Raw genomic sequence first — 15,531 nt, forward strand, 5'->3', positions numbered from 1 at the left:
CGGCGCGGGACATCGGGGCGAGCATGGCCAAGGCGGTACTGGGGATCATCGGGGGGTCGGGCGTCTACGACCTGCCGGGACTGGAGAAGGTCGTCGAGAAGGCGGTCGAGAGCCCGTGGGGCGAGCCGTCCGGCCCGCTCGTCATGGGCGAAGTCGCCGGACTGCCGATCGTCTTTCTCTCGCGCCACGGCAAGGGCCACCGCATCTCGCCGTCCGACATCAACTACCGGGCGAACATCGACATCCTCAAGCGCGTCGGTGTCACCGACATCGTCACGCTGTCGGCCTGCGGCTCGTTCAAGCAGGAGCTGCCGCCCGGCACCTTCGTGCTGGTCGACCAGTTCGTCGACCGCACCTACAAGCGCGAGAGCTCGTTCTTCGGCACCGGCTGCGTCGCCCATGTGTCGATGGCGCACCCGATCTCGCCGCGGCTGCGCATCCACATCGCGGAAGCCGCGCGGGCCGAGGACATCGCGGTCGTCCACGACGGGACTTACGTGTGCATCGAGGGGCCGCAGTTCTCCAGCTATGCGGAGAGCATGACCTACAAGCAGGCTGGCTATTCGGTGATCGGCATGACCAACATGCCGGAGGCCAAGCTCGCCCGCGAGGCGGAGATTTGCTACGCGACCGTCGCCATGGTGACGGATTTCGACTGCTGGCATCCCGACCACGACGCCGTCACGGTGCAGGACATCATCAAGGTGCTCGGGGAGAACGCCGAGAAGGCGAAGCGCCTGGTGGCGCGGTTGGCGAAGGATTTCCCGCGCGAGCACGAGCCGTGCCCGATCGGCTCCGACCGCGCCCTCGACAACGCTCTCATCACGGCGCCGGCCGCGCGCGACTCGGCACTGCTGGCGAAGCTCGACGCCGTGGCGGGCCGGGTGCTGAAGAGCTGATCGCAGATCGGGCAGGGAGCTCGCGCACCGCTTCCCGCGCACGGGAAGCGGGAGGCGGCGCGGCGCTGAACCAAGAGAGGGACCATGTCTGTCGTTCTGGAGCCGATCGGGATCGTGCGGGGCGGACGGGCCGAGGCGGTCGACGACGGCTGGGGCACGGTCGAGGCCGACATCGTGCTCGATCCGGCGCAGGTGACGCCGGAGGCGACGCTGGGGCTGACCTCCTTCAGCCACGTCGTCGTCGTCTTCCACATGCACAAGGTCGGCGAGGACAAGGTCGAGCGCGGCGCCCGCCATCCGCGCGAGCGCGAGGACTGGCCGCGGCTCGGCATTCTCGCCCAGCCGGCGCGGTCGCGGCCGAACCGCCTCGGCGTGACGCCGGTGGCGCTCGTGGCGGTCGACGGGCTGACCGTCCGGGTGCGCGGCCTCGACGCCATCGACGGCACCCCGGTCCTCGACATCAAGCCGTACATCACCGGCTTCGCCCCGCGCGGCGTGATCCGCGAGCCGACCTGGGTGCGCGACCTCATGCGGGAGTATTGGTGACCCGCGTCGGTCCGGGGCGCGGACCCGTGAGATCCGCGAGCCCGGAATCCAGAGCCCCGGTGTCGGGGCTCACGGGAGACAGGGCGTATGGATCCCGGGCTCGCCCTTCGGCACGCCCCCGGACGACCGGCGAAGCCTCACAGCGTCCAGCGGCGCATGAACATGTCCACGTGGCCGCCGAACAGCGCGGCGAACACGGCCGAGAGGACGAAGCCGAGCGCGGCGAGGATCAGGGCGGCCGGAATTGCCGCGAGGCCGAGCTTGACGAGAAAGAACACGAGCCGGAAAAAGGGGATGCGGAGATCGACGACGACGGTCTTCTGCGTGATTTCGTCCATGGGGGGTCTCCGTTGCGTTCGGCGTCATGCTTCGCCACCCTGAGCCGCCCTGCAAGCGCGAGCCGCCCGGCAGTTCCATTGTCCCACCCCCATCAGGCCGTCCGATGACCATCAGCACCGCGTTGGAGAGCGATCTCCGGAACTCGATCCGGACCATCCCGGATTATCCCAAGCCCGGCATCCTGTTCCGCGACATCACCACGCTGCTCGGCAATGCCCGCGCGTTCCGCCGCACCGTCGACGAGCTGGTGCAGCCCTGGGCCGGCATGAAGATCGACAAGGTCGCCGGCATCGAGGCGCGCGGCTTCATCCTGGGGGGCGCGGTGGCGCATCAGGTCTCGGCCGGCTTCGTGCCGATCCGCAAGAAGGGCAAGCTGCCGCACAAGCGGGTCAGCATCGCCTATTCGCTCGAATACGGCCTCGACGAGATGGAGGTCCACGAGGACGCCGTGGTGGCCGGCGAGCGGGTGATCCTGGTCGACGATCTGATCGCCACGGGCGGCACGGCGGAAGGCGCCGTGAAGCTGATGCGCCAGCTCGGCGCCGAGGTGCTGGCCGCCTGCTTCGTCATCGACCTGCCGGATCTCGGTGGCGCCGACAAGCTGCGCGCCCTCGACGTGCCGGTGCGCACGCTCTTGACCTTCGACGGGCACTGAGGCGACGGCCCGTCATTTCCGGAGCGCGCGAATGCGCGAACCCGGAATTCAGCGACAGGCTCGGCGCGTCGGCGTGGATTTCGGGCTCGTCGCTGCGCGGTGCCCCGGAATGACGAGGGAATATTGCTCCCTGCGCTCATCCGGCCGGCGGCGAGAAGCCCGGCGGGGCGAGCTCGAAGGTCTCGAACAGAAAGCCCGGCGCCACCGTGCAGCCGACCAGCGTCCAGTCGCCGAGGCTCTCGGCGGCCTGCCAGGCGCCGGCCGGCACCACGGCCTGCGGCCGCTCGCCGGCGACGAGATCCGGCCCGAGCCGGACCGTGCGGGGCGCTTCTCCGGCCGGCGCGATGTCGAGCGCCAGCGGCGCGCCGGCGTGCCAGTGCCACGCCTCGGCGGCGTCGACCCGGTGCCAGTGTGAGCGCTCGCCCTTCGCCAGCAGGAAGTAGATGGCGGTCGAGGCGGCGCGCCCGGGCGCCACCTCGACCGGATCGCGGAACGTCTCGCGGTAGTGCCCGCCCTCGGGATGCGGCTGCAGCCCGAGCAGGGCGATCACCTCGGCGGCGGTCATGGTCGATCCCTTCCCAGTCTTACCCCGTCATCTCGCGGTGCTCGCCCGCAGGGCGAGCCTCGAAGGGGACGGCCTCTGCGCTGCGGCCGTCGCCCTTCGAGGGCCGCGCGTCGCGCGGCCACCTCAGGGTGACGGAGAGAGTCCGAGCGTTCGGCAAGGGATCAGAACCGGTTCTTGCGCTCGCGCACCTCGGCGAAGACCTGGGCGGCGGGCTTGCCGGCGAGCTTCACGGCGGCCGCGACGGCGGGCACGTCGGCGCGCAGGAACGGGTTGGCCTGCTTCTCGGCGCCGAGCGTCACGGGAATCGTCGGCCGGCCGGCGGCGATCTGCTTTTGCGCCTCGGCGGCGCGTGCCGCCAGCGCCGCGTTGTCGGGCTCGATCGTCTGCGCGAACTTGATGTTGGCGAGCGTGTACTCGTGCCCGCAATAGATCGCGGTGTCGTCGGGCAGGGCGCGCAGCTTGAGGAGGGAGGCCCACATCTGCTCGGGCGTGCCCTCGATCACCCGGCCGCAGCCGATCGAGAACAGCGTGTCGCCGACGAAGGCGACCTTGTCGGCGTCGAACACGTAGGCGATGTGGCCGGCCGTATGGCCGGGCGTGTCGAGCACCCGGGCGGTGAGGTCGCCGACCTTGACCGTGTCGCCCTCGGCGACGGTCGTGTCGACGGCCGGGATCGGCTGCTTCTCGTGGCGCGGCGCCGTCACCTTGCAGCCGTGCCGCTCCTTCAGCTCGGCGACGCCGCCGGTGTGGTCGCCGTGATGATGCGTCACCAGGATGTCGGTGAGGGTCCAGCCGGTCTCCTTCAGGGCCGCGTCGACGGCCCACGCCTCGGGCGCGTCGATCGACGCCGTGGCGCCGGTCGCCGGATCGTGGATCAGCACGCCGAAATTGTCGGACAGGCACTTGAAGAGATGGGTCTGCGCGGCCATGGGGTTCCGTTCGGTCGGGTGGGGTCGGTCCTTGCGATCGGTCTGGACCTAGGATGAACCGGGCGATTGCGCAACGGCAACAGGGTCGCGCGAGGAAAGGCATCGTGTCCCGGGCGCGGCGCAGGGCGCCGCGAACCGGAACGACCTCGATTATCAGGACGCAATGACGTCCAAATAACTCACCCGAACGCGCGGCCCTCCTCGCGGAGAATCCGGGCGATCTCGGTCAGGCGATGGTCGGCCGAAAAGTCCTCCAGCCGCACCGGGAGCTTCTGGCGCCAGTTCGGGTGCTCGTTGATGGTGCCGGGCACGTTCGGCTGGTCGGCGACCTGGAAGGCGTCCTCGGCGGCCACCACCATCAGCCGGCTCGGCGTGCGGGCGAGGAAGCGGGCGATTCCGTCGAACGACAGGTGCTCGGCGGCGATGTCGCGGCGCAGCGCCTCGGCGATCCGGGTCTGCGCCTGCCGGCGCTCGTCGGCGGTCTCGCCCGGATCGAGTCCGAGCCCGTGCTTGACGTCGAGGTCGTGGCCCGACATCCAGCCCGAGAAGGTCGACAGGTCGTGGGTCGAGAACGACACCAGCGCCTGCGCCGGATACTTGGCCGGCGGCGAGAACGAGCTGTCCGTCGTCCACTCGCGCTCGAACAGCATGATCCGGTAGGACCACACGTTCCAGCCGGCGAGCGTCTCGCGGAAGCCATCCGGCACGGTGCCGAGATCCTCGCCGATCACGATGCAGTGCGCGGCCTGGCTCTCCTGCGCCACGACCGCCATCATGGCCTCCAGCGGGAAGCGGACATAGGTTCCCTGGTCGGCCTTGAAGCCGTGCGGCACCATGTAGAGCCGGTTGAAGCCGAGCACGTGGTCGAGCCTGATCGCGCCGGCGTGGCGCATCACGGCGCGCAGCGTCTCGCGCAGCAGCGCGAAGTCGGTCGCCATCAGGACGCGCGGATTGAACGAGGCGAGGCCCCAGTCCTGTCCGGCCGTGTTGAGAAGATCGGGCGGGGCGCCGGCCGACAGCTCGCGCACATAGGCGCCCTGGCTCGACCACACGTCGGCACTGTCGGCCGCGACCCCGACCGCGACGTCGAGATAGAGGCCGACCGGCATGCCGGCCTCGGCGGCCGCCGCGCTGCAGGCGGCGAGCTGGCGGTCCGCCGTCCACTGCACGAAGGCGTGGAACTCCATGTCGGCGGCGCTCGCGGCGAGCGAGGCGATCGCCTCGCGCGAGGGCGCCCGCCACTCCTCCGGCCAGTTCCACCATGGCCCGCCGTGGCGGGCGCGCAGCACCATGAAGGCGCAGTAGCCGGCGAGCCAGTCGCCGCGCTCGGCCTTGAAGGCGGCGAAGTCGGCGCGGCGCTCCTCGCTCGCCCGCTCGCGGAACGCCTCGAAGGCGATGCGCAGGCCCTTCAGCTTGAGCGGGATCACGCCGGCATAGTCGACCTGGGCGGCGGCGCGCAGCCGCACGACGTCGTCGCCGAGGCCCGCCGCGGCGCCGGGAAACTCCGGGATCGCCGCGACGTCGATATACAGCGGGTTGAGAAAGAGGCGCGAGGTCGGTGAGTAGGGGCTGATCGCGCCGGGGTCGTCGAGCGCGATCGCGTGCAGCGGATTGAGCGCGACACCGGCGGCGCCGAGCCGGCCGGCGAGGCGCACGAGCGCGCGCAGATCCGAGAAGTCGCCGATGCCCCAGTTGCGCTCCGAGCGCACGCCGTAGAGCTGGACGGCGAGCGCCCAGACCCGGCCGCCCTTGTCGAACGCCTTGGGCTGCCACGCCGCCTCCGGCGCCACCAGCACGGCCTGCGGGCGCGGTCCCGGCGGCTCGAGCTGGAGCTGATAGGAGCCGATCTTGGTCTTCTCCGGCAGCACCACGGCGCCGTGCTCGCAGGTGCCCGACGCGACGGTGCGGCCGGCCCGCGTCAGCCGCCACGTCGTGCCGTCGCCGCAGACGCCGTAGATCGGGTCGATGTGTCCCTTGCGCCGGACATGAATGTGCGGCTCGGCGCCCAGCGGCGGCCCGCTGCGCGCCAGCACGTCGAGGACCGCGGCGAGCGCGTCGTCGCTCACCTCGCGGAACTGGCCGCGCGCGTCGTAGTAGCTCGTCTCGACGCCGAAGGTTTCGGCGCGACGGCTCAGCTCGCCTTCACTCATGCCGCTCGACACTCACGTCGCGAGACGTGTCCCGTGCTCGCCCGTCGCGGTTCGGTCACCCGTCGCGGTCGGATCAGTGGCGCTCGAACCGCACCACCGGCGCCTCGGCGCCGTGCGTCCCGACCGCCGGCACCGTGGGAACCTGCGAGACGATCGGCAGCGCCATGTAGGCCGAGTCGTCGAGCGTGCGAACGAAGTCGTCGAACCATAGCTGGACCGATGTCGCGCGCAAGACCTTCATCATCGCTTGCCAGCGCGCGATGCGCTCCTCGAGCGACATGCGCAGCGCCGCGCCGATCGCCTCGCCGATCGCCGCGGTGTCGTGCGGATTGACCAGCAGCGCCGCGTCGAGCTCGCGCGCCGCGCCGGCGAGCTCGGACAGCACCAGCACGCCCGGGTCGAACGGGTTCTGGGCCGCGACGTATTCCTTGGCGACGAGATTCATGCCGTCCGCGAAGGGCGTCACCAGGCCGACACGAGCGGTCCTGTAGAACCCCGCGAGCGTGGTCTGGGCGTAGCCCTTGGCGAGATAGCGGATCGGCGTCCAGTCGGGCTCGCCGAAGCGGCCGTTGACGTCGCTGACGAGACCGGCGATCTCGGCCCTCAGCGCCTTGTAGGCCGGGATGTCGCCGCGCGACGGCACCGCGACCTGCATCAACGTGACCTCGCGCCGGAGCGCCGGCTCGGTGTCGAGGAGATGCGCGAAGCCGCGCAGCCGGTTGGGGATGCCCTTCGAGTAGTCGACGCGGTCGACGCCGACGACCAGCCTGCCGCCGTGCAGGCTGGAGCGCAGCCGCGACACCTCCGGACGCGCCGCCGCCTTGGTGGCGCGGCTGGCGAACGTCTCGGCGTCGATGGTGATCGGGAAGGTGCCGAGCCGCGTCTCGCCGCGGCGCGACCGCACCGTGGTGGCGCCGCGCGGGGCCGTGCTGGTCGCCGCGGCTCGCGTCACGGCGAGGCCGAGCTCGCGACTCAGATAACTTTCGAAGTTGCGCTGCGAGTCGATCGTCTGGAAGCCGATCAGATCGTAGGCGAGCATCGCCTCGATCAGCTCGCGATGATGCGGCACCGCCACCATGGCGTCGCGGCCCGGCATCGGCGTGTGCAGGAAGAAGCCGATCGGCAGGTTGACGTCGAGCTTGCGCAGCTCCGCACCGAGTGGCAGGAAATGATAATCCTGGACCCAGATCGTCGCATCGGCGCGACAGAAGCGCAGCAGCGCGCGCGCCATGTGGCCGTTCACCTCGCGATAGGAGGCGTAGTCCTGCGGGCTGGTGGCGATCAGATCGGGCCGCGAGTGCAGCGCCGGCCACAGGGCCGAGTTGGCGAAGCCTTCGTAATAGCCGCGGTAGTGCTCTGTCGGCAGGTCGAGTGTCGCCAGTGCGCCTTTGCCGAGCGCCTCGACCTCGACCAACGGCTCCTTGCCGCCGCAGGCGTCGCGGGTGCGCCCGCTGGCGCCGACCCAGATGGCACCCGACTCGCTCACGGCCGGCAGCAGGGCGGCGGCCAGGCCGCCGGTCATCGGCTCGTCGGCCTTGGCGCGCGCCACCCGATTGGACACCACGACGATACCCAAGACGATCCTCCTGATGACCGCCCCGGCATCGTTGCGCCGGGGTCCGACGATTTGCGCGGGGAACAACGACTTGGGTCGTCGACGGTTCCGGCCGCCCCTGCGGCGTGTCGGCGCGCGGGGCGCTTCGGCGCGCCCGGGTCGCGCTGGAACCGAGCCGCGATTCGATGCTTCATACGGACGCGGCGAGGTCCGGCGGGCCGGCCGCGCCGAGCCCGCGCGATGGAACCGCGGCGCGCCTGATTCGTTTTCGTTCGCCGTCGGGTGGCGCCGTCAGGTAGCCTCGACATGCGACCCTCGGCACACGACCCTCGACACACGACCCTCGACACACGACGATGGCCTCGACACACGAACATGGTCGATCATGACGCACGATCCGCGCCTCACCTCGGCCCTGGACGCGACGCCGCTCGATTCGGACGTCTACGGTCGTCGCCACGTCATCGAGGACGTCTATCCGACCGTCGATGCGGGCCGGTATCCGGTGAAGCGGATCGTCGGCGCGCCGGTCGACGTGTGGGCCGACATCTTTCGTGACGGGCACGACGTGACGGTGGCGGCGCTGCGCTGGCGGCGCGAGGGCGAGCGCGGCTGGTGGACGGCGCCGATGCTGCATGTCGAGAACGACCGCTGGCACGGCACCTTCGTCCCCGTCGAGCTCGGCCGCCACGTGTTCGCGATCGAGACTTGGACCTCGGGCTTCGCCACCTGGCGGCGCGACACGTTGGCCAAGCAGAAGGCCGGACAGGACATCGCGCTCGAGCTGAAGGAGGGGCGCGCCCTGGTCGCGGCGGCGCTGCCGCGCGCCGGCGACACGGCGGGTAAGCTGCAGGCGGCGCTGCACCGGTTCGATGCCGGCGAGGATGCGGGCCCGCTGCTCGCCGCCGATCTCGCCGCCGCGATCGCGGCCGTCGAGCCGCGGCCCGATCTGACCTGGAGCCAGGCCTTCCCGATGATGATCGAGCGGGCGCGAGCGCGCGCCGGCGCCTGGTACGAGCTGTTCCCGCGCAACGAGACCGACGATCCGGCCCGTCACGGCACCTTCGATGGCGTGGTCGCGCGGCTGCCCGACATCGCCGCGATGGGCTTCGACGTTCTGTACTTCCCGCCGATCCACCCGATCGGCACGACGAACCGCAAGGGCAAGAACAACGCGCTCGAGGCCGAGCCGGGCGATCCGGGCTCGCCTTACGCGATCGGCGCCGCCGAGGGCGGCCACGACGCGATCCATCCCGCCCTCGGCACGCTCGACGATTTCCGCCGCCTGGTCGCGGCGGCACGCGGCCACGGGCTCGAGATCGCGCTCGACTTCGCGACGCAGTGCTCGCCCGACCATCCGTGGATCAAGCAGCATCCCGAGTGGTTCAGGTGGCGGCCGGACGGCTCGATGACATCCGCCGAGAACCCGCCGAAGAAGTACGGGGACATCACCAATCCCGACTTCTACTGCGCCGAGCGCGTCGCACTCTGGCAGGCGCTGCGCGACGTCGTGCTGTTCTGGGCCGAGCAGGGCGTGCGCATCATCCGGGTCGACAATCCGCACACCAAGCCGTTCCCGTTCTGGGAGTGGATGATTCGCGACGTGCAGGCGCGCTTCCCCGACCTGATCTTCCTGGCCGAGGCCTTCACCCGGCCGAAGCCGATGAAGGCGCTGGCCAAGCTCGGCTTCTCGCAGTCCTACACCTACTTCACCTGGCGCACCGGCAAGGACGAACTGTCCGCCTACATGGCCGAGCTGACGCGCCATCCGGAACGCGAGTATTTTCGCCCGAATTTCTTCGTCAACACGCCCGACATCCTGCCCTATCATCTGCAGGGCGGGGAACCGTGGATGTTCAAGTCGCGCCTCGCCCTCGCCGCGACGCTCGCGGGCAGCTATGGTGTGTTCGCCGGCTTCGAGCTTCTGGAGCACGTGCCGCTCGCGCCCGGCAAGGAGGAGTATCTCGATTCCGACAAGTACGAGATCAGGCCGCGGGACTGGAACGCGCCCGGCCACATCAAGGATTACATCGCGATGCTCAACGGCGTTCGCCGCGCCAACCCGGCTCTGCAGCAGACGTCGAACTTCGCCTTCGCGCCGGTCGACAGCCCGAACGTGATCGGCTTCGTGAAGGAATCGGTCGGGCGCGACAATGTCGTCGCGACGGCCGTCGCGCTCGCGCCCGGGCGCCACGACGTCTGGCTGCATGTCGGCGACATGCGGATCGGCCCGGAGGGCGCGCGCCGGCCGGTGCGGGCCGTGGAGAACCTCGTCACCGGCGAGTGGCGGCTGATCGAATGGGGCGGGGTGCGCCTCTCGATCGATGCCGACCACGATCCCGCCGTGATCCTGCGCTGCGTCGCCTGATCGCGCGGCACCCCGATTGCCGGACGACTTCGTCAACAGCCTCGGAAGCCCATGAACCTTCTGTCCGACATCGCCGCCGCGACGGCGCCGGATCCGTCCGGCGACCCGCTCTGGTACAAGGACGCGGTGATCTACCAGATCCACGTCAAGTCGTTCTTCGACAGCAACAACGACGGGATCGGTGACTTCAACGGCCTGACCCACCAGCTCGACTACATCCAGGATCTCGGCGTCACGGCGCTGTGGCTCCTGCCGTTCTATCCGAGCCCGGGGCGCGACGACGGCTACGATATCGCCGACTATCGCCGCATCAATCCCGACTTCGGCTCGATGAAGGATTTTCGGCGCTTCATGACGGAAGCGCACCGGCGCGGCCTGAAGGTGATCACCGAGCTGGTGATCAACCACACCTCCGACCAGCATCCGTGGTTCAAGCGGGCGCGGCGCTCGCGCCGTGGCTCGAACGCCCGTGACTGGTACGTGTGGAGCGACACCGACCAGAAGTTCCTCGACACGCGGATCATCTTCACCGACACCGAGAAATCCAACTGGACCTGGGACCAGGAGGCCGGCGCCTACTACTGGCACCGCTTCTTCTCGCACCAGCCCGACCTCAATTTCGACAATCCGCGTGTCCTGTGGGCGATGGTGCAGGTGATGCGCCGCTGGCTCGACTTCGGGGTCGACGGCTTTCGCCTCGACGCCATCCCGTATCTGGTCGAGCGCGAGGGGACCATCAACGAGAACCTCCCCGAGACCCACGCCCTCATCAAGAAGCTGCGGGCCGAGCTCGACGCCTACGCACCCGGCACCTTCCTGCTCGCCGAGGCGAACCAGTGGCCCGAGGACGTGCGCGCCTATTTCGGCGACGGCGACGAATGCCACATGGCGTTCCACTTCCCGCTGATGCCGCGCATCTACATGGCGATCGCCCAGGAGGACCGCTTCCCGATCAACGACATTCTGCGCCAGACCCCGGACATTCCGAGCAACTGCCAGTGGGCACTCTTCCTGCGCAATCACGACGAGCTGACGCTCGAGATGGTGACGGACGCCGAGCGTGACTATCTGTGGTCGACCTACGCGGCCGATCCGCGTGCGCGCATCAATCTCGGCATCCGGCGGCGCCTCGCGCCCCTCATGGACAACGACCGGCGCAAGATCGAGCTGATGAACAGCCTCCTGTTGTCGCTGCCGGGGACGCCCGTCGTCTACTACGGCGACGAGATCGGGATGGGCGACAACATCTATCTGGGCGATCGCAACGGCGTGCGCACGCCGATGCAGTGGACGTCCGACCGCAACGGCGGCTTCTCGCGCTGCGATCCGGCGAAGCTCTATCTGCCGCCCATCATGGACCCGGTCTACGGCTACCAGGCCGTCAACGTGGAGGCGCAGGCGCGCTCGCCCTCGTCGCTCTACAACTGGATGAAGCGGCTGATCGGGGTCCGTAAGTCCAGCAAGGTGTTCGGCCGCGGCGGCATGACCATCCTGCGGCCGTCCAACCGGTCGGTGCTGGCCTATCTGCGCCATCACGAGACCGAGGTGATTCTCTGCGTCGCCAATCTGTCACGCTCGGCCCAGTGGGCCGAGATCGACCTGTCGGCGTGGCGCGGCCGGGTGCCGATCGAGATGATCGGCCGGGTGCGGTTCAAGCGCATCGACGACGGGCCGTTCGCCGTCACGCTCGCGCCCTACGGCTTCTTCTGGTTCCAGCTTTCCGAGGAGAGCGGCGGTCCCGGCCCGGAGACCATCATGCCGCGCGAATGGATCACCCTGGTGCTCCAGGGCGATTGGAGCTCGCTCGGCAAGGCGAGGGTGCGCCAGCCGCTGGAGCGCGAGGTGCTGCCGGCCTTCCTGTCCGGCCGCCGCTGGTTCGCCGGCAAGGGGATGGCGGGCGGCGAGACGCGCGTGTCGCGGCTCGTGCCGCTCGGCGAGGGCGCGTTTCCGCCGGTGCTCGCCGTCGTCGACCATGTCGGCCCGAGCGGCGCCGTCGCCCGCTACGCGCTGCCGCTCGCGGTGCGCTGGGGCCATATCGACCGCAACGCCGACTATCCGCTCGCCGCGATCCTCGCTCCGGTGCGGCTCACCAACCGCGAGGGCGCGCTGGTCGACGCGGTCGCCGACCGCGAGGCCGTGTCCGGCCTCGTCGGCCAGATTCACGCGGGCGCGCGCCGCGGCGACGGCGAGGCGACGCTCGAATTCCTGCCGACCGAGCGGTTCGCCGCCGGCACGTTGCCGCCGATCGTCATGGTGCGGGGGGCCGACGTCGAGCAGACCAACTCGACGACGCTGATCGACAACGCCTTCGTGTTGAAGATCTACCGCCGCATCACGGACGGGGTGAACCCCGAGGTCGAGATGGGGCGGTTCCTCACCGACGCGACCACCTTCGCCAACACGCCGCCCCTGATGGGGACCATCGAGCTCGTCGAGGGCGAGCGGCGCTCGGCCGTCGCCGTCCTGCATCGCTTCGTCGAGAATCAGGGCGATGCCTGGTCGCACACCGCCGCCTCGCTCGACCGCTGGCTGGAGGACGTCGCCATGCTGCCGGGCGCGACCGAGCCGCGTCCGGCTCCCGACGTCACCTTCATCAACCGGATCCGCCAGATCGGCCGCCGCACCGCGGAATTGCATCTGGCCCTCGCGAGCCGTCCCGATGTCGCGGGCTTCGCGCCCGAGCCGGTCACCATGTCGGATGTCGACACCTGGACGTCCGAGCTCGTGCGCAACGCCGAGGCGATGTTCGCCGCGCTGGCGCGGCGGCAGCCGGGCCTCCCGGCGACGGCCCAGCCGTCGGCTCAGCTCTTGCTCGGTCGCCGGGAGGAGGCGCTCGCGACCCTGTCCGGCCTGCTCGCCGGGTCGAGCGACGTGCGACCGCTCGACGTGGACAAGATCCGTCATCACGGAGATTTCCATTTGGGGCAGATTCTGATCGCCAAGGACGACGTGCAGATCGTCGACTTCGAGGGCGAGCCCGAGCGACCACACGCCGAGCGGGTTCGCAAGGCGCCGTCCGCCCGCGATGCTGCCGGCTTCCTGCGCTCGCTCGACTACGCCGCGACGTCCGCCCTGATCCGTCACCGGGAGAAAGCCGCCGACGGACCGCAGCGACTCATGGAGGTACTTGACTCCTGGCGCAATGCGGCGACGGATGCGTTCTTGATGTGCATGCGCGAAACGTCGGCCGGCAGCCGGCTGTGGCCTTCCGATCAGGCCGCGGCCGACCGCCTCCTGCGTTTCTTCATTGTGGAAAAGGCCGTTTACGAGGTGGGATATGAGTTCGCCAATCGTCCAGACTGGGTCCATGTGCCGCTCGCCGGGCTGGCGCGGGCTCTCTTTCCGGTCGAAGGCGCGCAGCCATGACTGAGGTCGTCACCGCGGAGGCCCATGCCATCATCGGCGGTTATCACGCCGATCCGTTCCGTTATCTCGGACCCCATGTCGATCATGGCCAGCCGATCGTGCGCGTCTACCTGCCGGGCGCCCGCCAGGTTCGCGTCCGCTATCCGGAAGGCCAGGAGGCCGAGCTCAAGCGCATCCACGACGCCGGCCTGTTCTCCGGCCCGGTGCCGTCGAACGGCCGCGACTACCGGCTGCTGGCGACATGGGGCAAGAGCGAGGCGATCGCGCTCGACGACCCCTACCGGTTCGGCCCGGTGTTCTCCGACCTCGACCTCTATCTGATGGGCGAGGGGACGCACCTGCAGATCTACGACCGGCTCGGCGCGCATCCGATGGTGCACGAGGGCGTCCAGGGCGTCGCCTTCGGCGTGTTCGCGCCGAACGCGCGTCGGGTCAGCGTCGTCGGCGACTTCAACTTCTGGGACGGTCGCCGCCACGCCATGCGGGTGCGCGGCAACGGCTTCTGGGAGATCTTCATTCCCGACGCCAAGCCGGGCGACAAGTACAAGTACGAGATCGTCGGGCCGCACACCTCGGCGCCTCTCCTCAAGGCCGACCCCTACGCCTTCTCGGCCGAGGTGCGCCCGCTCACCGCCTCGGTGATCGTCGATCCGGCGAGCCTGCCGCAGATCACGCCCGGTCCGGCCGGCATCAACCGGCACGACGCCCCGATCTCGATCTACGAGGTCCATCTCGGCTCGTGGCGCCGCAATCCGTACCTCAACAACTCCTGGCTCACCTATCGCGAGCTCGCCGAGCAGCTGCCGCAATACGTCGCCGACATGGGCTTCACCCATGTCGAGCTCTTGCCGATCGCCGAGCATCCGTTCGACGCCTCGTGGGGCTACCAGCCGACCGGCCTCTACGCGCCGACCAGCCGGTTCGGCACGCCGCACGACTTCGCCTGCATGATCGACGCGTTCCACAAGCACGGCGTCGGCGTCATCCTCGATTGGGTGCCGGGGCACTTCCCGGACGACGCCCACGGTCTCGCCCAGTTCGACGGCACGGCGCTCTACGAGCACGCCAACGCGATGCAGGGTCGGCATCTCGACTGGAACACGCTGATCTACAATTTCGGTCGCCGTGAGGTCGCGAACTTCCTCGTCGCCAACGCGCTGTTCTGGATGGACCGCTACAAGATCGACGGCCTGCGCGTCGACGCCGTCGCCTCGATGCTCTATCTCGACTACTCGCGCCCCGAGGGCGGCTGGATCCCCAACAAGTACGGCGGTCGCGAGAACCTCGAGGCGATCGACCTCCTGCGCCGCTTCAACACCGAGGTGTTCGGCCGCTTCCCCAACGCCACCACGATGGCCGAGGAATCGACCGCCTGGCCGATGGTGTCGCGCCCCGCCGACAGCGGTGGGCTCGGCTTCGGCTTCAAGTGGAACATGGGGTGGATGCACGACACCCTGCGTTACATGGCGAAGGATCCGATCTACCGGAAGCATCACCACGGCGACGTCACGTTCGGAATGCTCTACGCGTTCTTCGAGAACTTCGTGCTGCCGCTGTCCCACGACGAGGTGGTGCACGGGAAGGGCTCGATCTTCGGCCGCATGCCGGGCGATCGCTGGCAGAAGTTCGCCAATCTGCGCGCCTACTACACCTTCATGTACGGGCACCCGGGCAAGAAGCTCCTGTTCATGGGCGGCGAGTTCGCCCAGGAGCGCGAGTGGACGCACGACCACAGCCTCGATTGGCACCTCCTCGAATACAAGGAGCACGCCGGCATCCAGTCGCTCGTCCGCGACCTCAACCGGCTCTACAAGACGCTGCCGGCCCTGCATCAGCTCGATGCCGAGCCGGGCGGCTTCGAGTGGCTCGTCGTCGACGACGCCGACAACAGCGTCTTCGCCTGGCTGCGCCGCGGCCGCGACCCGGGCTCGGTCTGCCTCGTCGCCGTCAACTTCACGCCGGCGCCGCGGGAGAACTACCGGCTGCGGGTGCCGTTCGGCGGCGGCTGGCGCGAGGTGTTCAACTCCGATGCCGAGATCTACGGCGGCGGCAACATCGGCAACGGCGGCCGCATCCAGGCCGAGGACACCGACCACGGCGCCGTGCTGAGCCTGGTGCTCCCGCCGCTCGCCGGGGTCGTCCTGGTCCCGGAGGCGTGA

At 69.6% G+C, this 15,531-nt stretch carries 11 protein-coding genes; 6 read left to right on the plus strand and 5 right to left on the minus strand.

Annotated features, from left to right (window positions below; translation table 11 throughout):
* Positions 1-23: 23 nt before the first annotated feature.
* Positions 24-899: an S-methyl-5'-thioadenosine phosphorylase gene (locus ACFSOX_RS03760; RefSeq protein WP_378476450.1), complete on the plus strand. Its 876-nt coding sequence runs from the start codon at positions 24-26 to the stop codon at positions 897-899.
* Between the two features lie 84 nt (positions 900-983).
* Entirely contained in the window at positions 984-1,445 is a 462-nt protein-coding gene (locus tag ACFSOX_RS03765; protein ID WP_378476451.1) for an SAM-dependent methyltransferase, read from the plus strand.
* 137 nt (positions 1,446-1,582) lie between these two features.
* Here the strand turns inward: ACFSOX_RS03765 and ACFSOX_RS03770 are convergent, their stop codons facing one another.
* Positions 1,583-1,783 (minus strand): hypothetical protein, encoded by a 201-nt coding sequence (locus tag ACFSOX_RS03770; RefSeq protein ID WP_378476452.1) that lies wholly within the window; start codon positions 1,781-1,783, stop codon positions 1,583-1,585.
* Positions 1,784-1,887: 104 nt separating this feature from the next.
* On the opposite strand from ACFSOX_RS03770, the gene ACFSOX_RS03775 reads away from it, so the two are divergent.
* Complete coding sequence (locus ACFSOX_RS03775; protein WP_378476453.1) at positions 1,888-2,439, plus strand: adenine phosphoribosyltransferase; 552 nt, start codon at positions 1,888-1,890, stop codon at positions 2,437-2,439.
* 136 nt (positions 2,440-2,575) lie between these two features.
* Here ACFSOX_RS03775 and ACFSOX_RS03780 read toward each other — a convergent pair whose 3' ends face one another.
* The 4 genes from ACFSOX_RS03780 to ACFSOX_RS03795 all read right to left on the minus strand — a co-directional run bounded on the left by ACFSOX_RS03780 (position 2,576) and on the right by ACFSOX_RS03795 (position 7,659).
* Positions 2,576-3,004 (minus strand): cupin domain-containing protein, encoded by a 429-nt coding sequence (locus ACFSOX_RS03780; RefSeq protein WP_378476454.1) that lies wholly within the window; start codon positions 3,002-3,004, stop codon positions 2,576-2,578.
* Positions 3,005-3,165: 161 nt separating this feature from the next.
* Positions 3,166-3,933 carry a hydroxyacylglutathione hydrolase gene (gene gloB, locus ACFSOX_RS03785; RefSeq protein ID WP_378476455.1) on the minus strand — a complete coding sequence of 256 codons (768 nt, stop codon included), beginning with the start codon at positions 3,931-3,933 and terminating at the stop codon, positions 3,166-3,168.
* A gap of 179 nt (positions 3,934-4,112) precedes the next feature.
* Complete coding sequence (gene malQ, locus ACFSOX_RS03790) at positions 4,113-6,083, minus strand: 4-alpha-glucanotransferase (RefSeq protein ID WP_378476456.1); 1,971 nt, start codon at positions 6,081-6,083, stop codon at positions 4,113-4,115.
* A 73-nt stretch (positions 6,084-6,156) separates the two neighbouring features.
* Positions 6,157-7,659 carry an alpha,alpha-trehalose-phosphate synthase (UDP-forming) gene (locus tag ACFSOX_RS03795; RefSeq protein ID WP_378476457.1) on the minus strand — a complete coding sequence of 501 codons (1,503 nt, stop codon included), beginning with the start codon at positions 7,657-7,659 and terminating at the stop codon, positions 6,157-6,159.
* Between the two features lie 364 nt (positions 7,660-8,023).
* On the opposite strand from ACFSOX_RS03795, the gene ACFSOX_RS03800 reads away from it, so the two are divergent.
* From ACFSOX_RS03800 to glgB, 3 genes are read left to right on the plus strand one after another with little or no spacing between them, the layout of a single operon-like run.
* Positions 8,024-10,006: an alpha-1,4-glucan--maltose-1-phosphate maltosyltransferase gene (locus ACFSOX_RS03800; RefSeq protein WP_378476458.1), complete on the plus strand. Its 1,983-nt coding sequence runs from the start codon at positions 8,024-8,026 to the stop codon at positions 10,004-10,006.
* Between the two features lie 51 nt (positions 10,007-10,057).
* Positions 10,058-13,372, plus strand: coding sequence for a maltose alpha-D-glucosyltransferase (gene treS / locus ACFSOX_RS03805; protein ID WP_378476459.1), 3,315 nt, complete (start codon positions 10,058-10,060; stop codon positions 13,370-13,372).
* Positions 13,369-15,531 (plus strand): 1,4-alpha-glucan branching protein GlgB, encoded by a 2,163-nt coding sequence (glgB, locus tag ACFSOX_RS03810; RefSeq protein ID WP_378476460.1) that lies wholly within the window; start codon positions 13,369-13,371, stop codon positions 15,529-15,531. The genes treS and glgB overlap by 4 nt, the downstream gene beginning before the upstream one ends.

The sequence above is a fragment of the Rhodoplanes azumiensis genome (assembly GCF_042682915.1).
GTDB classification, from domain to species: Bacteria; Pseudomonadota; Alphaproteobacteria; order Rhizobiales; family Xanthobacteraceae; genus Rhodoplanes; species Rhodoplanes azumiensis.